Source organism: Vibrio sp. SCP2 (assembly GCF_059295395.1).
The window spans coordinates 13,353-34,649 of record NZ_JCAFVV010000017.1 but is presented as its reverse complement, the minus strand read 5'-3'; the positions used below and the strand labels follow the sequence as shown (position 1 = coordinate 34,649).

Genomic DNA, 21,297 nt, shown 5'->3' with positions numbered 1-21,297 from the left:
TTAGTTGTGGGGAATGATCAACACCTGACCAACCGCCAACTGATCAGAACGTAAGTTATTAGCTTTGCGAATGTTGTTCACACTGACCTGATACTTGCTGGCAATTTTGCCCAAGAACTCACCACGCTTCACTGTGTGCTTACGCAGTGGTTGATCTTTCATACTCACAGTAATCTTTAACTTTTGCCCAAGTTTTAGTGTATCGGACTTGAGCTTATTTTCTTTCTTAATAGCAGCAACCGAAACTTTGTACTTCTCTGCGATCTTTCCTAGATACTCGCCACGCTGTACTACGTGAGTCAGAGTCTTAGTTTCAACTGGATTTTTAATTTGTGGCACCGAGATAGACTTACTTGAGCCCGGAATCGTCAGGATCTGACCAATGGCTAAACTGGTACTCTTGAGCTTATTGGTCTGCATAATCGCTTTTGTCGATGTGCCATACTTGCTGGCTATCAACGACAGCGACTCACCGCGTGCCACTTTGTGCTTGATGGTTTTACCGCGATTAGCAAACAGAGTGCCTTCCGGAGGGTTTGCCTCAAAATACTGGACAATTGCCTTAGCAAGCGAGCGCGCCAGTTTGTCTTGGTGACTACGCTGGAACAACAACCTTTCTTCAGTCGGGTTAGTAATAAAGCCTGTCTCAACGAGTACAGAAGGAATATCTGGTGACTTCAATACTGCCAAGCTTGCGTTAACCGGATCTTTCTTGTGCAGCTTGATACCCGCTCGTGTCATTTCTCGCAGGATCTTCGTTGCCAGTTTATAACCTTCTTTTTGTGAGTGGCTAAACTGTAGATCGAGCAGAGTTTGACTGACATTCCTATCGTTATTGTTCTTTGAAAGGACTTCTCCAGCCCCTCCTAGTAGTTGAGATTGTTCCTCATGATTCTCTACCCAACGCGCTATCTCCGAGTTTGCTCGACGAGTATTCAAGACAAATACTGAACCACCACGCGGTTGAGGCGTATGGAAACCATCGGCGTGAATCGAAACCAGCAAGTGTGCTTTGTTACGGCGAGCTATCTCGGAACGTTTGTTTAAATTGACAAAGTAGTCACCGCCACGGGTCAGTACGGCTTTCATCCCCGGCACAGCATTGATTTGGGCAACGATCTTCTTGGAAATAGCTAAAGTCGCATGCTTTTCATATTTTTTGCTCGGACCAATAGAACCAGGGTCTTCGCCACCATGGCCAGGGTCAATCGCCACCACGATATCTGCCGTTCCGGCCAATTGAGAAGCATCACGGCTCACTGTTGTTGAGCTGCTTGATTTCGCAGGAGTTGAGGTTGCTTTCTTCTGACTACCATGAGGCATATCGATCACAAGACGGTGACCATACTGCCCACCTGGAGTGGGTGCGAGCTTAAACAGTTGAGGAGTTACTTTCCGTTTTAGCTCAAACACCAAACGATAAGTGCCTTTATTGGGCGGCGAGCTTTTACGGATCTTTTTCAAGACTGGACTATCTGTGATGTTGATAGGCAGCTTAGTGCTCAGAGACGTTTTCTTTAAATCAACGACTAAACGCTCTGGACTAGAGAGCGTAAAATAGCTGTAGTCAGCTTCTGATGAAAGATCGATGACAACACGTGTCTCATCAGGAGAAGGCCAAACACGAATCCCTTCTAGCGCGTTTGCGAATGCAAAACCGGGCGCAAGAGTAAGAGCAAGAAGAAATGGAAAGAAAACAGCTCTTATAAAAGTACTCTTCAACATAACTCCAACTGTTCTAATAATTGACATCCGTACTGATTATTTGCCGTCAGTACAACAACACGTGCCTCTCCGTCATAACGAAGATCAATATCCAGATCGGCTTCTGGCAGCAGACCTTGTCCTTTCTCAGGCCACTCCACCAGACAGATAGCATCTGAAGTGAAGTAATCACGGATCCCCATAAACTCAAGTTCTTCAGGATCCGCTAAACGGTAAAGATCAAAATGGTAAACCTGCCACTGATCCAGTTGATAAGGTTCAACAAGAGTGTAAGTTGGGCTTTTCACATTGCCTTCATGACCAAGCGCGCGAACAAAACCACGACTAAATGTCGTTTTACCTGCACCCAAATCACCGTGTAAGTAGATGGTGGTTTGCTGAGAGCACAAGTGTGCCAATGCTGTCCCTAATTGAATCGTTGCTTGGTCATCTTTAAGGGCAAATTGTTTGGTGGTCATGAAGATCAATCTCTACGCTGTGACTATATAAAAATCAAAAGAACAGGAATAGTAAACTGGGTTGGAATTGAGAGACAAGAGATCTTGTGTAAGTAAAACGAAAAATCAGCGATTTCTTGCCATTTTTCGCTTTTCCTTGGCTAGATCCTGCATATAAGATCCGTTAAGATCCTGCCCCCTTTACCCGGAGCAATCAGAATGAACTACCAAGAGCTCGCAGACAAGATCAAAATTTGGGGCCAAGAACTTGGCTTCCAAAAAGTTGGCATCTGCGATGTAGATCTCTCTGAGCATGAAGCTGAACTACAAAAATGGCTTGATGCAGGCTATCACGGGGAAATGGACTGGATGGCTCGTCACGGGATGATGAGAGCGCGTCCTGCTGAACTACTACCAGGTACTGTCCGTGTCATTAGCGTACGTATGAACTACCTGCCTCCTGAAGCGCAATTTGCTGCCAATCTATCAGATCCGACTCAAGCCTATATAAGTCGTTACTCTCTTGGGCGTGATTATCACAAGTTAATCCGCAACCAGCTAAAAAAGCTCGGGCAAAAAATAGAACAAGAAGTTGGCAGTTTTGGCCACCGACCTTTTGTTGATTCCGCACCGATACTTGAAAGGCCTTTGGCGCAGAAAGCCGGATTGGGCTGGACTGGAAAACATTCACTTATTCTAGATAAAGAGTGTGGTTCATGGTTTTTCCTTGGTGAGTTACTGATAGACCTTCCTCTTCCAGTCGACGAACCCAGTGTTGATGCATGTGGCAAATGCAAAGCTTGTATTACCTCATGCCCGACGCAAGCCATCGTAGATAATGGTATTGTCGACGCAAGGCGCTGTATCTCCTACTTAACCATTGAATTCGACGGCGTCATCCCAGAAGAGTTTCGCAAAGCCATGGGCAACAGAATCTATGGCTGTGACGACTGCCAACTTGTTTGTCCTTGGAACCGCTTCTCAGATTTAACCGATCAGCCAGACTTTCACCGTAGAGAGGCATTGACCAATGCGAATCTCGTTGAGCTATTTAAATGGGATGAAGCGACTTTCTTAAAAAATATGGAAGGTTCAGCTATTCGCCGTATCGGACATTTACAATGGTTAAGAAATCTGTCGGTCGCAATGGGAAATGCTCCCTACTCCATCAACATCATTGAAGCGCTAGAAAGTCGCCTCGGCCTGAGTGAGACTTTAGATGTACATATTCAATGGGCTCTAGAACAACAACACGCTCAAACCCCAACACAATCAACTAAGCTAAATAGGTTGATTAGAATTGTCGAAAAAGGCTTACCACGCGATGCATAATGCTTGCCGAACTTAGCCACTCAGAGTTTGACCTAGCTCCAAAAACCAAAATGTGGAAAAAAGAAAGAACGATTACTCATTTTCTTACAGATAGAGAAGTTAATCACAGTGGCAAGAAATGACTAGGATCAAAAAACAGTGACTTAATGATCGTAAATACCTACTAACCCAAGCTAGGTAAAACATAAAAACAACTTAAAAATCAACAAGTTAAATTAAATCTAGAGTTAGGTAGGAAAGTTTCAAAAACAAAAAGATCGTTTTAGTCAAGCGTTATACATGAATAAAAATCAGGTTACCCACCAAGTTATCCACAACTAGATATCTGTGGATAAGTCTGTTGACTAACATGCCAAACCCTAGCTCACATAATGCTTGCTATTGATTCTGACTGAGCACATCTCGTGCTGAGATTTAATATTGAGACATAAAAATGCCCACCTAAAAACTAGGAGGACTTTTTACTGATTTGGGGTTCATGCTTCGCAGCATTAGCTAAAGAGCGGTGACCGTGAGGTCTATTCAAATGAAATTCAAATGAAATTCATTTGAAGGAGATTTGGAGCGTCTCGGCTGGATTCAGTCACGAGGTTCCTCGTGTACGCCAAGCTTCCTAAAATTTGGAGCGACACACGAGGTTCGAACTCGTGACCTCAACCTTGGCAAGGTTGCGCTCTACCAACTGAGCTAGTGTCGCATCTTTGTCACCGTTAAGCACGATGAAGGCTATCAAATTGGAGCGACACACGAGGTTCCCTATTCATAAACAGAAAGGCGTGACCTCAACCTTGGTAAGGCTGCGCTCGATAAACTGAGCTAGTGCCGCATTCTTCACCGTTAAGTACGATGATAACTATAAATTTGGAGCGACACACGAGGTTCGAACTCGTGACCTCAACCTTGGCAAGGTTGCGCTCTACCAACTGAGCTAGTGTCGCTTTGGTTGCGAGGCCGGATATAAACCGATGACCTTCGCGAGGTTTTATGAATAGCTGAGCCCGACGAGCTAGCGAATCACAACACCTAAAAATTTGGTTGCGGGGGCCGGATTTGAACCGACGACCTTCGGGTTATGAGCCCGACGAGCTACCAAGCTGCTCCACCCCGCGTCCGTATTCACCATTTAAGGCATGATGAAAGCCTTTAAATTTGGAGCGACACACGAGGTTCGAACTCGTGACCTCAACCTTGGCAAGGTTGCGCTCTACCAACTGAGCTAGTGTCGCATATTCTCATAAGAGAATTGGTTGCGGGAGCCGGATTTGAACCGACGACCTTCGGGTTATGAGCCCGACGAGCTACCAGGCTGCTCCATCCCGCGTCCATAATCATTGTTAAGCACAATGAAAGCTTTAAATTTGGAGCGACACACGAGGTTCGAACTCGTGACCTCAACCTTGGCAAGGTTGCGCTCTACCAACTGAGCTAGTGTCGCATATTCTCATAAGAGAATTGGTTGCGGGGGCCGGATTTGAACCGACGACCTTCGGGTTATGAGCCCGACGAGCTACCAAGCTGCTCCACCCCGCGTCCGTATTCACCATTTAAGGCATGATGAAGGCCTTCAAATTTGGAGCGACACACGAGGTTCGAACTCGTGACCTCAACCTTGGCAAGGTTGCGCTCTACCAACTGAGCTAGTGTCGCATATTCTCATAAGAGAATTGGTTGCGAGGCCGGATATAAATCGATGACCTTCGCGAAGTTTTATGAATAGCTGAGCCCGACGAGCTAGCGAATCACAACACCTAAAAATTTGGTTGCGGGGGCCGGATTTGAACCGACGACCTTCGGGTTATGAGCCCGACGAGCTACCAAGCTGCTCCACCCCGCGTCCGTATTGTGTCACCGTTAAGTACGATGAAGACTTTTTAACTGGAGCGACACACGAGGTTCGAACTCGTGACCTCAACCTTGGCAAGGTTGCGCTCTACCAACTGAGCTAGTGTCGCATCAACAACGTTTCCGTCGTTCAGGGCTGCGAATTATAAGAGCATTTTTTTGTGATGCAAGTCCTTCATGCAAAAAAAATCCATTTTTTTCCTGTTTGGATGAAAAGCGCACATCAATCATCAAAACAGCTTGAAATTTAAACGAAATGCATTTCGTTAAATAACACAAAAGTAACCTCACCTACGCTCAAATTGGGATATTGACCTGCATTTTGGTGACTTAATGTCGCTGATGAATGCAAATTTTAATATAACTATTGGCTATAAAAGCCTCTTTCCAATGGTTACAAGATTTCTCCTAGTTAAGGTTCAGTGTCCATGTCGTTGCAAAGGATTGTTTTTCGAACGCTCATACCCTTATTTGTCGCTACGCTAATTGTTGGTTGTGGCTCTATGCCTAAACCCATGCGTAATCTCGGCAAAAGTGACGTTGATTTTGTTATGGATGTCCATGCGAGACAGCTAAAGATACAGATGGTGGAGCTGACACGAAAACTCTACGTCCGCAATCCAATTCAACTGCATAAGAACCCGCAAGCAACCATAGAAAGTCGCATTACCCAGATTTTTGGTTCTGAAGAGAGTATCGAACTTCCCTCTTTAGTTTTTGATGAGCTTAATGGCGTCACTGGAATTGATGCAATCTTGCTAAGTTTTGATGAGAATTTTCAGGGAGACCGAGTATTTGCCGCTATCGTCGGCCTATCAGAGATGCTGCGCCGTTCATACAACCACCAGCAAGAGTTTTTTATCATCGATTCATTAGATGAGCAGTCTTTATATAACAGTGCGCGAAACATAGAGATCTTCGTGTGGCGACTCTATCATCGCAAAGACCAGTATGGGAACCCGCTGATTTACAGTAATGATACCGATGAAGATGGCGGTGATATCAGCTTTGACCGCCGATTCACTAAGATGGTCATGATTCAAGATATGATGGCACTCATCGTTGCAGACAAAACAAATCGAGGGATTACCAAGGTAGTCCATGGTGTAGCTCAGTTTGCTTTCCTCCCCGTGCCATAAACAAAAACGCCAGCGAATGCGCTGGCGTTATTAAAGTCGATTAAATTGAGATAATCGTTTCACGGTAGTACTGAAGTTCGGCTATCGACTCTCGAATATCGTCTAACGCAAGGTGACTGCCTGTTTTCGAAAAGCCATCGAGTACTTCAGGCTTCCAACGACGAGTAAGTTCTTTCAACGTACTCACATCAATGTAGCGGTAGTGGAAATACTGCTCAAGCTCGGCCATGTGCTTGTACAAAAAACGTCTGTCTTGACCAACACTGTTACCACAAATTGGCGATTTACCTTTAGGTACCCATTTTTCTAAAAACTCAATCGTTTGGCGGATAGCTTCTTGCTCATCGATGTTACTTTCGCGTACACGCTTAACCAAACCACTACCTGCATGCGTGGTTGTGCACCACTCATCCATTTTAGCCAGTTCTTCTTCTGGCTGATGAATGGCAAGTACAGGTCCTTCAGCTAAAATATTCAATTCACTATCAGTCACTATGGTGGCGATTTCGATAACTTTGTGGGTTTCTGGGTCCAGTCCTGTCATCTCAAGATCAATCCAAATTAAATTTTGATCGCTAAAGGACATAAATCGTTGCCTATTGGTTTTGTGCTAAAAGAGGTACTATACCCAAATTCCGATACCCAAGATAGATTGAAATACTCGCTGTCAGACAGGTATCACCCGATAAATTAATCAACTGAAGTAGAGAAACGTGGCTAAAAAGAAAAAGCTAACCAAAGGTCAGGTGAGGCGTGTACGCCATAACCAAAAACGCAAACTTAAGCAGGAAGAGACCATCCAGTGGGATGAATCTATGCTTGGAGGGAGTAAATCTGGCCTGGTTATCACTCGTTTTGGACAACACGCAGATATAGAAGATCTCGAAAGCGGAGAAGTCCAGCGCTGTAATCTTCGTCGCGGTATCGAATCTCTGGTTTCTGGGGACAAAGTCATATGGCGCCCTGGCCTAGAGTCGATGGAAGGCATCAATGGCGTGGTTGAAGCCGTCGAGCCAAGAACTTCTGTATTAACACGTCCTGACTACTACGACGGTTTAAAACCTGTCGCTGCGAACGTAGACCAAATGGTCATCGTTTCTTCAGTACTACCTGAGCTGTCGCTCAACATCATTGATCGCTACTTGGTCGCCTCTGAAACCTTAAGCATTGCGCCACTGCTGGTACTGAACAAAATCGATCTTCTTGAACAAGAGCAACTGGCTGAATACAAATCTTGGCTAAACGAATACGAGCGCATTGGCTACAAGGTGCTGTTTGTCAGTAAACAAACCGGGGAAGGTATTACTGAGCTCGAAGCTGAGCTGAAAGATCGCATCAATATTTTCGTCGGTCAGTCTGGTGTCGGTAAATCAAGCCTAGTTAATGCGCTTATGCCTCAATTTAATGTTGAGGAAGGCGAGATCTCAGAAAACTCCGGCCTAGGCCAACACACAACCACCGCATCACGCCTTTACCATATTCCGACAGGTGGCGACCTAATTGACTCACCGGGAGTTCGTGAGTTTGGTCTGTGGCACTTGGAAGCCGAAGAAGTGACTAAAGCCTTTGTTGAATTTAGACCTTATCTAGGTGGCTGTAAGTTCCGTGATTGTAAACACAATGACGACCCAGGATGTGTACTGCGTCAGGCCGTTGAAGATGGTGAGATCAACGAAATACGCTTTGAAAACTATCACCGTATCCTCGAAAGCATGGCGGAAAACAAAGCCAATCGACAATACTCTCGTAGCAAAAAAGCGGATTTGTAACCGCAATTTTGTAAGCAAACTCTCGCAACTGCTGACTTTTGGGCGCATTTTGAGTAACATCTCGCGCCCAGAATATAGTCAATCATCAAAATAGCATTGGAATTGAACACAATGGATAAGATTAAAGTTGGACTGCAATATTGGATCCCTCAGCACGGCTTAACGCGCTTAGTGGGTAAGCTAGCTTCAGCGAAAGCTGGCGGTCTAACAACAGCAATCATCAAGTGGTTTATTAAGCAATACAACGTCAACATGGATGAAGCACTTCATTCTGATCCTAAACACTTTAAGACGTTTAACGAATTTTTTGTTCGTGAGCTAAAAGATGGCGCACGCCCAATCACCGAAGAAGCCACTGTTATCACGCACCCAGCAGACGCTTGTGTAAGCCAGTTTGGTCCTATCACTGATGGCAAACTGATTCAGGCAAAAGGCCATGACTTTACAGCACAAGAGCTACTAGGCGGAGATGCAGAGTTGGCTCAAGAGTTTGCCGACGGCGAATTCGCGACACTGTACCTTTCACCGCGTGATTACCACCGAGTACACATGCCATGTGACGGCACACTTCGCCAGATGATTTATGTACCAGGTGATCTATTCTCAGTTAACCCGCTGACTGCTGAGAACGTGCCAAACCTGTTCGCACGTAACGAACGTGTAGTATGTATTTTTGATACTGAGTTTGGACCAATGGCACAGGTGCTTGTTGGTGCGACAATTGTTGGCAGTATCGAGCAAGTTTGGGCTGGCACGGTAACCCCACCACGCGGCAATACCGTTTACAAATGGGACTACCCAGCTGAAGGTGACAAAGCAGTAATCCTTAAGAAGGGTGAAGAAATGGGTCGCTTTAAGCTAGGCTCAACGGTTATCAACCTATTCGCCAAAGATGCGGTGAAATTTGATGACACGATGCAAAATGGTCAACCAACGGTAATGGGTACACCTTACGCTCATACCGTTCAGGCTGAACAAGCAGCGGAATAATCACCAACGTTCGACTCTCAAGCCTCGCAATCGCGGGGCTTTTTTTGACCCAAAGCAAACCTCCCTCAACAATTTCAACTGTTTATCAAAATTCTAGACTTGGTCTAAGACCTTTAATTCATTGTGAACTAATCTGTGGCTTCACTAATACTTTTGAGGTAAAGGATTGTATGCCAAAGGTAGAATCGGGAATTATCATTAAGCTATTGATCAGCTTTGGCCTGCCAATCGGTGTGCTGTTTATGCCCATTGACTGGATCCCTATTGATGATCTGACCCTGATTCAACATCGACTGTTGGCAATCTTTCTTCTCGCAGCACTGCTTTGGGTACTAGAACCCGTTCCGGTGTTTGCAACTTCGATTTTGATCATCGCCTTAGAGCTGGTGATGATTTCCGACAAAGGGCTACATTTATTCCGCAACCCTCCTACAGGACATGATTTGGGGGAGTTGATGAACTACACAGACATCTTCAGCGCCTTCTCTTCGCCGATCATTATTCTGTTTATGGGTGGTTTTGCCCTTGCGATCGCAGCCTCTAAGTATGAACTCGACAACAACTTAGCGCGTGTACTACTCAAGCCTTTTGGCCACCAGCCTAAGTTCATCATGCTTGGCTTAATGTTGATTACCGCCGTGTTCTCAATGTTTATGTCCAATACCGCAACAACGGTAATGATGCTCGCTTTGCTTGGCCCGATTGTCGCTTCGGCACCTAAAGGCGATATTGGTATTAAAGCCTTAGTACTGTGTATCCCGATCGCCGCTAACACAGGCGGTATTGCGACTCCAATCGGTACGCCACCGAACGCCATCGCACTCCAGTACCTCACTGGCGAGAACAGTATCGATTTCTTAAGCTGGATGATGATGGGATTACCTTTCGTGATTGTGCAACTGACTATCGCTTGGTTCCTGCTGCAAAAGCTGTTCCCTTATTCCCAACAAACTATGAAGCTTAAATTAGATGGGCAATTCCAAAAGAACTGGCGCGCGATGGTAGTTTACGCCACGTTTGCCTCAACCATCCTTTTGTGGATGACGACCAAACTGCATGGCATGAACACCTATGTTGTTTCCATTATTCCACTGGCTGTTTTCACGCTCACTGGCATTATGGGCAAAGCTGAACTCAAGCTGATTAACTGGGATGTACTGTGGCTAGTCGCCGGTGGTATTGCGATTGGTATTGGTTTGGATAAAACCGGATTAGCAGCCGCCCTAGCGCATGCGATTGATTACGAATCGCTATCACCAATCGCCGTGGTTCTTACTCTGTCGATCGTCTGCTGGCTAATGGCAAACTTCATGTCCAACACCGCGACTGCTAACCTGCTGATGCCGATTGCGGCTGCCATTGGGGCTTCCATGGAGAGTTTAGCTAGCGTCGGTGGACTGCAAGGACTGTTAGTCGTTGTCGCCTTCTCCGCATCACTTGGCATGATTTTACCCGTATCAACACCACCAAACTCTCTGGCTTACTCTACTGGTCTTATCGAGAGCAAAGATATGGCTAAAACCGGGCTAATTATCGGTGTGATTGGCTTAGCAATTGTTTATGCCGGAGCACTGCTACTTACCTAATTACCGTATGGCATTTATTATTTATTGACTGAAGGTCACAGTTCAATCAATATTCGCCCTAAATAGGTAAGTTAGTCGGTGTTCCTGTACATAGATCAAGCAAATTGGTCGCTTGGGATTATAAAATCAGTTCAATAATAACAAGAACATCCATTTCACTTTCAATGTGAGATTTCTATCCGGCGGTAGTGCCCACGAGGTTCGGTTGATGCTCTCCACATGGCAAACACCTTCTCCCAGTGTCTCTCCACTCCGCTTTTCTCAATCTATTGTCTCGTAAATGAAGGAAAGGCAATGAGAAATACAATAAAACTAAAAATGCAGATTGCGATTGCAATCGTTATCGCAGTGGTCAGCGGGGTTCAAGCTTGGATCTCGGTAAGCCAATTAAAACAAGAAACCACCTCAGCCCTAAATAGTGAAATGGCCAATGTCAGCCACGCCACTACTCGCTACATTAGTGATTGGTTAGCCATACGCAGCGATATGATGCTTGCTAACGAGAAAACCATCGTCCAGTCAGATAACTCTGACCGTGAAATGCTGATTACCAAGCGAGCGGGGGATTTTCTTTCCGTTTATGCTGGCTTCGATGACGGCTCCATTGCCTACGGCGATAAAACTGAAGACTGGCCTGCCGATTACGATCCAAGAACTCGACCGTGGTATCAAGATGCCATGAAGGCCTCTGGGCTAATCCTGACCGAACCTTATCAGGATTTTGATGGCAGCATTGTTGTCAGTTTTGCTAAAGCCTTTTCCGGTGAAAGAAAAGGGGTGCTTGCCGCCGATTTAACCGTCACTAACATCATCAGTGAAGTCCTCAATGTCACGCTAGATAACGATGGCTTTACTTTCTTAGTGGATGGTAACAACAACATCGTTGCCTATCAGGATGAAAAGCTAAGCCAACAGCCTTTAACCGTTCTTAACCCAGTACTGAGCCATAACATGGTTAATGAACTTGTCAGTAAATCAGCCCTATCAACCATTAGTTGGCCGGATCAAGGTGACAAACTTATCTATGTTACCAATGTTCCGACAACGGACTGGTCTCTAGGTATAGTGGTCGATAAGGATCTCGCCTTCGCTTCCGTTACCGAACAAATCCAGTTTACGGCACTCGCTTCTATCATCCTGTATTTAGTAATTGCCACATTCAGTACCTATACGATTACTAAACTGCTTAAACCGCTACAAGACTTGTCAGCATCCCTTTCACAACTGTCTAAAGGTGAAGGCGATTTAACCCAGCGCGTCGAGATTAAGCGCCGAGACGAAATCGGTGAAGTCGCGGAGCATGTGAATCAGTTCTTGAGTCAAATGCAGGCAATGATCAGCGGCATCATCAACCACAGTGAAAAGCTCGCCAACCAAGCTGTTCAGGCAAATGAACTATCACAACAAGCTTCTCATCAAGTTGAGGCGCAACAAAATGATGTTAACCAGATAGCGACAGCCATCCATGAGATGTCGGCTACCGCGGCAGAAGTCGCAAGCCATGCAGAGCTCACAGCTGCCGCTTCTCAAACTTCATCAACCGCTTGTCAGGACGGCCAACAAGTGATTCAGAAAAACCGCCAAGCGATCGTTGACCTAGCAGATCAGGTCATGGCTGCCGCGGGCGTAATCTCTGAGTTAGAAAGTAATACTCAAAGCATTAATCAGATCCTTTCTACCATTCAAGAGATTGCCGAGCAGACCAATCTACTGGCGCTTAACGCAGCGATTGAAGCGGCACGCGCTGGTGAGCAAGGGCGCGGTTTTGCGGTCGTTGCGGATGAGGTTCGCGTGCTGAGCCAGCGTACTCATGGCTCAACCGAAGAGATCCGCAATATGATCGAGACGCTGCAAAACAATACTCAGTTAGCGGTTAACAGCATGCAGAGCAGCACGTCGCTTGCCGATACAAGTGTCGACTATGCTCAGCAAGCGGCCGATAGCTTGGGTCATATCACTGACGCGATTACTGAAATCAATGATATGGCACTACAGATTGCGAGTGCAGCCGAAGAGCAACGAGCTGTGAGTGAAGATATCAGCCGCAATACGCAAGGGATTAAAGATGCTTCTGATGTCCTTGCTTCACAAGCGCTTCAAAGCAGCGAAAGTGCCGATAACATGCGTGACTCTGCAGAAACCATGCGCCGCGAGGTGGGACGCTTTAAGGTTTAACCTATGATTTAAACTTTTTTTAATGCATATTGTCAGCCATTACTCTTCCAAATTCACAAGGATTTCGTGTCAATGGGATATGAATGGCTGGCATTGGCAGCGGCATTTCTTTGGGCGGTAGCCAGTCTACTTTCTGTTGTTCCCGCACAACATCTAGGAACCTTTGCCTATAGTCGTTGGCGTATGGGCTGCACCTCTGTGATTTTAGGGGGTATGGCACTGATTACAGGCGGTTGGGCCAGCGTAGAAACCAGCGCCATTTCTGCCATGATGCTATCTGGCGTGATCGGTATCTTCATCGGAGATACTGCCCTATTCGCCTGCCTCAATCGTATGGGGCCAAGACAAGCTGGTCTACTCTTTTCTTGCCACGCCGTCTTCTCCGCTGTACTAGGTTACTTCCTGTTTAGCGAAACCATGACATCTCTCGAATTGTTGGGGTCGGCTTTGGTTTTTTCTGGCGTGTTAACCGCGATATTTTTTGGTCGTAAAGGGCAAGCCAATAATCAACTTGAGTCAATCAAAGGCAGTATTTGGGTCGGGGTCGGTTTAGGTTTACTAGCAGCTCTTTGCCAAGCACTCGGTGGCATTATTGCTAAACCTGTTATGCAAACAGCAATCGATCCTGTTGCTGCATCTGCCATGCGTATGATGACAGCGTTTGCTGCTCACTGTCTGTTTTTCCTCACTGGCGCCAAACTTGCGCGAGCGACACAACCCATGAACCTGCGAATTTTCTCCATTACTGCAATCAATGGTTTCCTCGCCATGGCAGTCGGAATGACGTTGATCCTATATGCCCTTCAGGAAGGAAATGTCGGTATGGTGGCACTATTGTCTTCTACAACTCCTATTATGCTGTTGCCTATACTTTGGATTTACTCAGGTAGGCGACCTAACCGCTTTGCATGGATTGGGGCAATCGTTGCCGTTGTAGGAACAGGAATTTTGGTCGCATAGGCTATTAGAGTAATAGGTATTTCCCACTGTCAATTTCCGCCTTACGCGAGAAAATAACGGCAACAAAATGATTATTATAAGTGGCAGGGAAAAATACCTACTGGAAGTAAGGTGAAAGATAACAACAATATTTCACAAACAATATTTGATCTTAACCTACAGTTTTGGTTAAAAAGTGTAGTAAAATTACGCTAATTTAGTTTCCAAAGTTACTTTGAAATTTGACGAGGTCATCACTATGACAGCTAAGAAGCCTATGGCTCTAGTTATTCTTGACGGTTACGGACACCGTGAAGATACAGCAAGCAACGCGATCGCGAACGCAAAAACTCCATTCCTTGATAGCCTGTTTGCTAACAAACCAAACACTCTAATCTCTGCTTCTGGCATGGATGTTGGCCTACCTGACGGTCAAATGGGTAACTCTGAAGTAGGTCACACAAACATCGGTGCTGGCCGCGTTGTATACCAAGACCTAACTCGCATCACTAAATCTATCGCTGACGGTGAGTTTGCACAGACTCCAGCTCTAGTAGAAGCAATCGACTCTGCTGTAAAAGCAGAAAAAGCAGTACACATCATGGGCCTAATGTCTCCAGGTGGCGTACACTCTCACGAAGATCACATCTATGCAGCCGTTGAAATGGCAGCAGCACGTGGCGCTGAGAAGATTTACCTACACTGCTTCCTAGACGGTCGTGACACGCCACCTCGCAGCGCAGAGAACTCTCTAAAACGTTTTGACGAGCTATTCGCTAAACTAGGTAAAGGCCGCGTGGCATCGCTAGTTGGTCGCTACTACGCAATGGATCGTGATAACAACTGGGATCGCGTACAAGTTGCTTACGATCTTCTTACTCAAGCGAAAGCAGAATTTACTTTTGACTCAGCAGTCGCTGGTCTTGAAGCAGCTTACGCGCGTGAAGAGAACGATGAGTTCGTTAAAGCGACAGCGATCAAAGCTGAAGGTCAAGAAGACGCAGTTATCGAAGATGGCGATGCAGTAATCTTTATGAACTACCGTGCTGACCGTGCTCGTCAAATCACACGTACTTTCGTACCTGCATTCGACGGCTTCGAGCGCGCTGTATTCCCTGCAATCAACTTCGTAATGCTAACGCAGTACGCAGCTGACATCCCACTAGCAATCGCATTCCCGCCAGCATCTCTAGAAAACACTTACGGTGAGTGGCTATCTAAGCAAGGTCAAACTCAGCTACGTATCTCTGAAACAGAGAAATACGCACACGTAACTTTCTTCTTCAACGGTGGTGTTGAGAGCGAATTCGACGGCGAAGAGCGTCAACTTGTTGCTTCTCCAAAAGTAGCAACTTACGACCTACAACCAGAAATGAGCTCAGAAGAACTCACAGAGAAGATGGTTGCGGCGATCAAATCTGGTAAGTACGACACTATCATCTGTAACTACCCTAACCCAGATATGGTTGGTCACACTGGCGTTTACGAAGCAGCAGAGCAAGCGATCGAAGCAATTGATGCATGTGTTGCTAAAGTAACGGCTGCTATCGAAGAAGTTGGTGGCCAAATGCTGATCACAGCAGACCACGGTAACGCGGAAATGATGGTAGACCCAGAGACAGGTGGCACGCACACTGCTCACACTAACCTACCAGTTCCTCTAATCTACGTTGGTGACAAAGAGGTTGAGTTCAAAGAAGGCGGTAAACTGTCTGACCTAGCTCCAACAATGCTTTCTCTAGTCGGTCTGGAAATTCCAGCAGAGATGACAGGTGAAGTTCTAGTTAAGTAATTAACTTTTACTCCCGCATTTCAAAGCCCGAGTCATTGCTCGGGCTTTTTGTTTTCAGAGGCTCAGTAACAAGTTTTGACATTGCGCTTTCTTCTAATCAAAAGGTTTGGGTATACTGGAAGCTTCTCAAATAGTTAGGGCAAATTTGTAACATGGCTAGCACCCCACTAAAGACTCTGTTTACCAACAAGGTTTGGCTTACGCTCGGGTTAATGCTTTGTTCTTACTCAATCACTCCTAGCTATGCAGCAAACAACTCTGAGCTAAAAGGCGTCAGCGGTGAGATTTCTCGCCAAAAGCAGTCACTGTCTTCCCAACAAAAGAAACTCGACTCACTGCAAAAATCGCTCAAATCCCAAGAAATCACCATCACTCGTTTAGAAAAAGAGATCAAAGAATCCAAGGCCTCTTTAGCCAATACGAATAAAAATATCCGTAATCTTGAGTCTAAAGTCGAGCAGCTCGAACAGCAAAAGAAAGCTCAAAGCGATAAGTTGGCTGAGCTCATCCAAACTTACTACGTCACTCAACGTGCTAAAACCTCCTCTAACATTCTTAACCAAGGTGTCGAAGAAGATAGAATTAGCCAGTATTTCCAACACCTTGCTAAAGAACGAGCAACTACCATTGCCGAACTAGAGAAAACGGTTGGTGAGCTAGATGATAGCCGCGAACAGCTCAAGCTTGAGAAACAGCAAATCACCAACCTGCTTAAACAGCAGACCAACAAACGCGATCAACTGGCAAGTACTCAGTCTAAACGTAAAGGGACTGTCTCTCAGATACGTAAGAGCATTTCCAATGACAAGGTTTACCTCTCTGAGCTGCAACGCAATGAAACTCGACTGAAAGCAGAAATAGCTAAAGCCGCTAAGCGCAACGCCGTCCCTATGGATGGTTTAGCTCGTCAAAAGGGCAAACTGCCATGGCCGGTCAAAGGTAAGATTCTGCACAACTATGGCTCTCGCCAAACTGGGCAGATCAATTGGAAGGGTATGGTAATTAATGCCAACTACGGCCAATCAGTGAAAGCGGTTTATTCAGGAACGGTTGTCTTTGCTGACTATCTACGCGGATATGGCTTGGTGGTGTTACTCGACCACGGTAAGGGTGACATGACTTTGTATGGCTTCAACCAAAGCCTACTTAAGAAGGAAGGTGATAAAGTCATTGCAGGAGAGAGTATTGCTTTAGCTGGCGATACCGGAGGCCAACCACGCCCATCGCTCTACTTTGAGATTCGCCGTAACAGTAAAACTCAGAACCCTAAGAGCTGGCTAACTCGCTAGTAGCAACCAATGTGGCGTTCAATTAGCGATGAACGCCCAATCCAAGCGATTTTACCCGCGATAGTATTGCTCAACCGCCTCAATAAATGCACTTAACTGCTCTTTAGGTAATGCATTAATCCCCGCAGCGGCGGCTCGTCCACCGCCACTAGGAAACTGAGTACAAATATCCCCTGCCCCTTGTTTATTGTTCAGCGGCGCACGTAGCGAAACAGTATAAGTTCCATCACTGTTTTCAGTTAATACCGCATGCGCAGAATTTGGCGCTTGATTTGCCAAGTGATTACCATAAACACCACTAATCCTGCGAGATGACGCCTGATTGGGTAATTCAAAGACAGATAACTTAGCGCTGCGATATTTAGCTTTTATCGCCAGCGCCCCATCCATATCTGCCTGATAAGCCGCCTGCAAAACTAAAAATGGAGAGTTGTGATCAGCTATAACAGCAAAAGGATCATCGTAGGCCAAAAGCTCTTGGAACAGTGCTGCAGGATGGAAATGCAGATCTTCTAACTCTGCACCGTAACCATTGTAGTTGATGAGTGTCCCTAGCTCTTTGAGTTGTTGTTTTTGCTCATCACTCAAACCCGCTTTGTCAGCCAGAGCATCCGCTTTAGCAATCAGATTGTCACCGTAGGCCGCCGTAATCGCCCAAGCGTGATATCGTCCATCCAGTAACTCATCAATGATTAAAGCGGTACAGGTATTTGCATCTAGGTCGATATGTGCGTCCAAGTTGGCATTACGCGGAATATCTCCAGACTTATGGTGATCGGCATAGAACACGTCTAGACCCATAGCTAACAGTCTTTCTAGGCCGGACTTGTTCTTTTCCATCGAGATATCCAAAACCGTAACTGAATCACCAAGGCTCGCCTCTAGCTTATCTAGCAATTGAATATCGCGCTTAACACCTGTCACTAAAGCAGCGACCTTTGGTTCAGCTAAGCGGAGTTGAAGCAGAGCGATGATCCCGTCGGCATCACCATTGAATACATCGAAGTGCATAGAGGGTTTGTTGACCTTTCGTGGTTAAATTTTGTTCGAGCAAAAAGCGTTTTAGACGCGAAGAGAGCTTTGAAGCCTAGTGGGTCTAAGTAAAAAGTTCTCGACAAAGTATAAAACGCCTTTGGCCGAACCCTTCGGGCAGCGTTTGTGGACTCTTTCTGCTGCGTTATCGACTTATTAAGTAGGGCAACTACATCTCAAAGCCTCTGCCTTGCATAAAAAGCCCACAAACCGCTGCAAAAATCATCACGTAAGGTCAACAGACCCTAGCAACCCATTAAAATATCTCTCGATACTCTAATGGGTTCTCACTGATTGAACAATTTCAATTAGTTATGACTAAGCATGAATTGCTTTAACGCCATCTTCCAATAATTGAAGCTGCTCCAAGCCTTGTGCTGTGGCTTTCGGTTTTACCACAGAAATCATTTGTAGCATGCCCTGATGGATAACCTGCTCGGTGATCTTTGTTTTCGGTGACATTGCCGCTTGGTAGCCCAACCAACTCGAAGCAATCATATGTAGAGTCGTCACCAGTGACTTCATCTCGCTATCTTCCACAGACACAAGATCAAGGTCGACAAACGCGCGCATGATATTGATGAGGTTGGTTTGCAGCTTTTCTTGAACCTGGATGTATTCTTCATGTAGTTGCTCATCGCGCTGAAGAATCTCCGGCAAGTTGGCGTAGAAGAAGCGATACTTCCACATCAAAGTAAATATCGAATCCAGATAGTGCTTGAGTAGAACTAAGCTCTCTTGCTGACCTTGAATCGGCGTGAAACGCTCAAGAAGCTCATTAGAGTATAAAGCGAAGATCTCGCGCACGATTTCTTGCTTGTTACGGAAGTGGTAATACAGGTTACCCGGACTAATATCGATATGTGCGGCAATATGATTGGTTGTGATATTACGCTCACCATGCTGGTTAAATTGTTCCAGTGCAGCTAGCACTATCTTGTCACGAGTTTTCATGAATTATCCGTATTCCTTTCTATATGTCTAACGGCAGTATAGCGGCTAGTGTAACCTATAACAAAAAAGCGCCTGGTCGTATCAGGCGCTTTTCATAAATTACTCAGTTATTTGTGGTACGGCTTGGATAACTCATGCACCGCTTCAACAAATACACCCGCATTTTCTGGCGGCACATCTAGGTGGATACCGTGACCAAGGTTAAACACGTGACCTGTGCCTGCATCGCCGAAGCCTTCAAGGATAGTTGAGACCTCTTCGCGGATACGCTCTGGTGATGCGTAAAGCATAGATGGATCCATGTTACCTTGCAGAGCAACCTTATCGCCCACACGTTTCACCGCATCTTGGATATTGATTGTCCAGTCAAGACCTACTGCATCACAACCTGTTGCTGCGATTTGCTCTAGCCACATACCACCGTTCTTAGTGAATAGAGTCACAGGTACACGGCGACCATCGTTTTCACGGATTAAACCGTCTACAATTTTGTGCATGTATTGCAGTGAGAATAGGTTGTAGTCACGTGGAGTTAGTACACCACCCCAAGTATCAAATACCATGACAGACTGAGCACCCGCTTTAATCTGCGCATTTAAGTACTCGATAACACTGTCTGCTAGTTTATCTAGTAGCAGGTGTAGCGTTTGTGGTTCTGCGTACATCATCTTCTTGATCTTAGTGAAAGCTTTAGAGCTACCACCTTCAACCATGTAAGTAGCCAGCGTCCATGGGCTGCCAGAGAAACCGATTAGCGGTACATCACCATTAAGATCTTTACGGATCTGACGTACTGCGTTCATTACGTATTTAAGCTCACCTTCTGGATCTGGGATACCGATCTTTTCGACGTCCGCTTTGCAGGTAATTGGCTTGTCAAATACAGGACCTTCACCTGCTGCAAAACGTAGCTCAAGGCCCATTGCGTCAGGAATAGTTAGGATATCAGAGAACAGAATCGCGGCATCAAGAGGAAAACGGCGCAAAGGTTGAAGCGTTACTTCTGATGCTAGCTCTGCATTCTTGCACAAAGACATGAAGTCACCCGCTTCTGCGCGAGTTGCTTTGTACTCTGGAAGGTATCGACCTGCCTGACGCATCATCCATACTGGAGTGTAATCTACTGGCTCTTTTAGTAGCGCACGAAGATAGCGGTCATTCTTTAATTCAGTCATTCCGTTTTTCCAATTTTTAGGCTCATTTTTGTTGCGGCTATTCTAACACTGTTTGACTCGCAAAAGCTGTGTGCTTTGCAACCTAGATCAAGTTATTAACTTTTAAATCAGTGCTTAATTTGCACCCACTAAGTATCAGTGTTAAAAATTTGTTTGCTAGCGAAAACTACAATTATAAACCGAGCACACAGTGCTTGGCATCTCATAACGACATCTTACTTACCCCCTCCTTCTGGAGGGTTTTTTTTATCTATATTTCAGCTAGATAGCTTAATCTCATCCAGCGTATATTCAATCAATTGTCGAGCAATCGTTCCGACTGGGGCAACGGGCGGTAACTCTTCGATCCCAAACCAACGCGCGTCACTAAGCTCACTGTAGTCGGGCTTCAACTCCCCCGATTGATAGTCGGCGACAAAGCCCATCATCATGCTCGACGGAAATGCCCAAGGCTGACTGCCAAAGTAACGAATGTTAGTCGCCTCTATTCCAGTTTCTTCCTTGACCTCTCGCGCAACGCACTGCTCTAAAGTCTCACCGACTTCGAGAAAACCCGCGATGACGGTATACATACCATTACGATGTCTCGGGTGTTGCGCAAGTAAAATTTGTTGCTTGTTACGCACAGCAACAATGATACAAGGGAAGATACGCGGATAATGTAAGGTTCGGCAATCACCACACTGCATGGCTAATTGATTGTGATTAAGGTGGTTTCGACCACCACATTGAGGGCAAAAGCGTAGACTTTGACTCATATGTCCGTACTGAATTGCCTTACTCATCAGCAGAAATAGCGGCTCTGGAAAATGCAAACAATCACGCAAAGAGGTTAGCTCAAGCTCCTCAGACACATCCGCTTCATTAAGCCACATCAGCGGGCAATTCTCCCACCTTCCGACTTCAATTGCCTGCTCATAGGGTAAGTTCAAACTCTCAGCACTTCCCTTAGGCAACTGGCCGTTTTGCAGCCAAATATCGCTTCCTGATACAACACACCAATAAGCATTCTTCGTACGGTTTGTGTCACTTTTATTCAACATTGACTCACCTCTTCGCTTGCAGTTCGTCTATTTTACTGGCAATCTAAATTCATACCAGAGTTTGTAGTCAGTCAATTT

General features: G+C 45.7%; 16 protein-coding genes and 11 tRNA genes. 9 read left to right on the top strand and 18 right to left on the bottom strand.

From position 1 onward, the window contains the following. Both AC5O63_RS22180 and tsaE read right to left on the bottom strand, forming a co-directional pair. Complete coding sequence (locus AC5O63_RS22180) at positions 1-1,725, bottom strand: LysM peptidoglycan-binding domain-containing protein (RefSeq protein WP_004743156.1); 1,725 nt, start codon at positions 1,723-1,725, stop codon at positions 1-3. Further along, on the bottom strand, positions 1,719-2,183 hold the full coding sequence (gene tsaE / locus AC5O63_RS22175; protein ID WP_494506267.1) for a tRNA (adenosine(37)-N6)-threonylcarbamoyltransferase complex ATPase subunit type 1 TsaE: 465 nt from the start codon (positions 2,181-2,183) through the stop codon (positions 1,719-1,721). Before tsaE ends, AC5O63_RS22180 begins: the two co-directional genes overlap by 7 nt. A 198-nt stretch (positions 2,184-2,381) precedes the next feature. Here tsaE and queG point away from each other — a divergent pair, with 198 nt between their 5' ends. Continuing rightward, positions 2,382-3,494, top strand: coding sequence for a tRNA epoxyqueuosine(34) reductase QueG (queG, locus tag AC5O63_RS22170; RefSeq protein ID WP_494506266.1), 1,113 nt, complete (start codon positions 2,382-2,384; stop codon positions 3,492-3,494). 621 nt (positions 3,495-4,115) lie between these two features. On the opposite strand, the gene AC5O63_RS22165 is transcribed toward queG, so the two are convergent. From AC5O63_RS22165 to AC5O63_RS22115, 11 genes are all read right to left on the bottom strand, one after another. Further along, a tRNA-Gly gene (locus tag AC5O63_RS22165) sits at positions 4,116-4,191 on the bottom strand. A 38-nt stretch (positions 4,192-4,229) separates the two neighbouring features. Continuing rightward, positions 4,230-4,320 (bottom strand) — tRNA-Gly (locus tag AC5O63_RS22160). Between the two features lie 36 nt (positions 4,321-4,356). Further along, positions 4,357-4,432 (bottom strand) — tRNA-Gly (locus tag AC5O63_RS22155). A 94-nt stretch (positions 4,433-4,526) separates the two neighbouring features. Next, a tRNA-Met gene (locus AC5O63_RS22150) sits at positions 4,527-4,603 on the bottom strand. Between the two features lie 41 nt (positions 4,604-4,644). After that, positions 4,645-4,720 (bottom strand) — tRNA-Gly (locus AC5O63_RS22145). Positions 4,721-4,738: 18 nt separating this feature from the next. Then, positions 4,739-4,815 (bottom strand) — tRNA-Met (locus AC5O63_RS22140). Between the two features lie 38 nt (positions 4,816-4,853). After that, positions 4,854-4,929: transfer RNA gene (locus AC5O63_RS22135), tRNA-Gly, on the bottom strand. Positions 4,930-4,947: 18 nt separating this feature from the next. After that, positions 4,948-5,024 (bottom strand) — tRNA-Met (locus tag AC5O63_RS22130). Between the two features lie 41 nt (positions 5,025-5,065). After that, positions 5,066-5,141 (bottom strand) — tRNA-Gly (locus AC5O63_RS22125). Between the two features lie 110 nt (positions 5,142-5,251). Beyond that, positions 5,252-5,328: transfer RNA gene (locus tag AC5O63_RS22120), tRNA-Met, on the bottom strand. Between the two features lie 42 nt (positions 5,329-5,370). Next, positions 5,371-5,446 (bottom strand) — tRNA-Gly (locus AC5O63_RS22115). 318 nt (positions 5,447-5,764) lie between these two features. On the opposite strand from AC5O63_RS22115, the gene AC5O63_RS22110 reads away from it, so the two are divergent. Then, positions 5,765-6,475, top strand: a complete 711-nt coding sequence (locus tag AC5O63_RS22110) for a hypothetical protein (RefSeq protein ID WP_239846360.1) — start codon at positions 5,765-5,767, stop codon at positions 6,473-6,475. A 40-nt stretch (positions 6,476-6,515) separates the two neighbouring features. Here the strand turns inward: AC5O63_RS22110 and orn are convergent, their stop codons facing one another. Next, positions 6,516-7,061 carry an oligoribonuclease gene (gene orn, locus AC5O63_RS22105; RefSeq protein WP_494506265.1) on the bottom strand — a complete coding sequence of 182 codons (546 nt, stop codon included), beginning with the start codon at positions 7,059-7,061 and terminating at the stop codon, positions 6,516-6,518. A 127-nt stretch (positions 7,062-7,188) separates the two neighbouring features. On the opposite strand from orn, the gene rsgA reads away from it, so the two are divergent. The 7 genes from rsgA (at position 7,189) to AC5O63_RS22070 (ending at position 17,015) form a co-directional block, all read left to right on the top strand. Next, on the top strand, positions 7,189-8,244 hold the full coding sequence (rsgA, locus tag AC5O63_RS22100) for a small ribosomal subunit biogenesis GTPase RsgA (RefSeq protein ID WP_494506264.1): 1,056 nt from the start codon (positions 7,189-7,191) through the stop codon (positions 8,242-8,244). A gap of 111 nt (positions 8,245-8,355) precedes the next feature. After that, positions 8,356-9,234 (top strand): archaetidylserine decarboxylase, encoded by an 879-nt coding sequence (gene asd / locus AC5O63_RS22095; RefSeq protein WP_494506263.1) that lies wholly within the window; start codon positions 8,356-8,358, stop codon positions 9,232-9,234. Between the two features lie 170 nt (positions 9,235-9,404). After that, positions 9,405-10,820 (top strand): SLC13 family permease, encoded by a 1,416-nt coding sequence (locus AC5O63_RS22090; protein ID WP_494506262.1) that lies wholly within the window; start codon positions 9,405-9,407, stop codon positions 10,818-10,820. Positions 10,821-11,114: 294 nt separating this feature from the next. After that, positions 11,115-12,995, top strand: coding sequence for a methyl-accepting chemotaxis protein (locus AC5O63_RS22085; RefSeq protein ID WP_004747630.1), 1,881 nt, complete (start codon positions 11,115-11,117; stop codon positions 12,993-12,995). Positions 12,996-13,067: 72 nt separating this feature from the next. Then, positions 13,068-13,955, top strand: a complete 888-nt coding sequence (locus AC5O63_RS22080; protein WP_494506261.1) for a DMT family transporter — start codon at positions 13,068-13,070, stop codon at positions 13,953-13,955. Positions 13,956-14,193: 238 nt separating this feature from the next. Next, entirely contained in the window at positions 14,194-15,726 is a 1,533-nt protein-coding gene (gene gpmM, locus AC5O63_RS22075) for a 2,3-bisphosphoglycerate-independent phosphoglycerate mutase (RefSeq protein ID WP_494506260.1), read from the top strand. A 152-nt stretch (positions 15,727-15,878) separates the two neighbouring features. Beyond that, entirely contained in the window at positions 15,879-17,015 is a 1,137-nt protein-coding gene (locus AC5O63_RS22070; RefSeq protein ID WP_494506259.1) for a murein hydrolase activator EnvC family protein, read from the top strand. Positions 17,016-17,066: 51 nt separating this feature from the next. On the opposite strand, the gene AC5O63_RS22065 is transcribed toward AC5O63_RS22070, so the two are convergent. The 4 genes from AC5O63_RS22065 to nudC form a co-directional block, all read right to left on the bottom strand. Further along, positions 17,067-18,026, bottom strand: a complete 960-nt coding sequence (locus tag AC5O63_RS22065; protein WP_494506258.1) for a DHHA1 domain-containing protein — start codon at positions 18,024-18,026, stop codon at positions 17,067-17,069. 339 nt (positions 18,027-18,365) lie between these two features. Beyond that, entirely contained in the window at positions 18,366-19,001 is a 636-nt protein-coding gene (locus AC5O63_RS22060) for a TetR/AcrR family transcriptional regulator (protein ID WP_069667361.1), read from the bottom strand. Between the two features lie 107 nt (positions 19,002-19,108). Further along, entirely contained in the window at positions 19,109-20,176 is a 1,068-nt protein-coding gene (gene hemE, locus AC5O63_RS22055) for a uroporphyrinogen decarboxylase (RefSeq protein WP_069667360.1), read from the bottom strand. A gap of 257 nt (positions 20,177-20,433) precedes the next feature. After that, positions 20,434-21,219 (bottom strand): NAD(+) diphosphatase, encoded by a 786-nt coding sequence (gene nudC / locus AC5O63_RS22050; RefSeq protein WP_494506257.1) that lies wholly within the window; start codon positions 21,217-21,219, stop codon positions 20,434-20,436. Positions 21,220-21,297 lie beyond the last annotated feature (78 nt).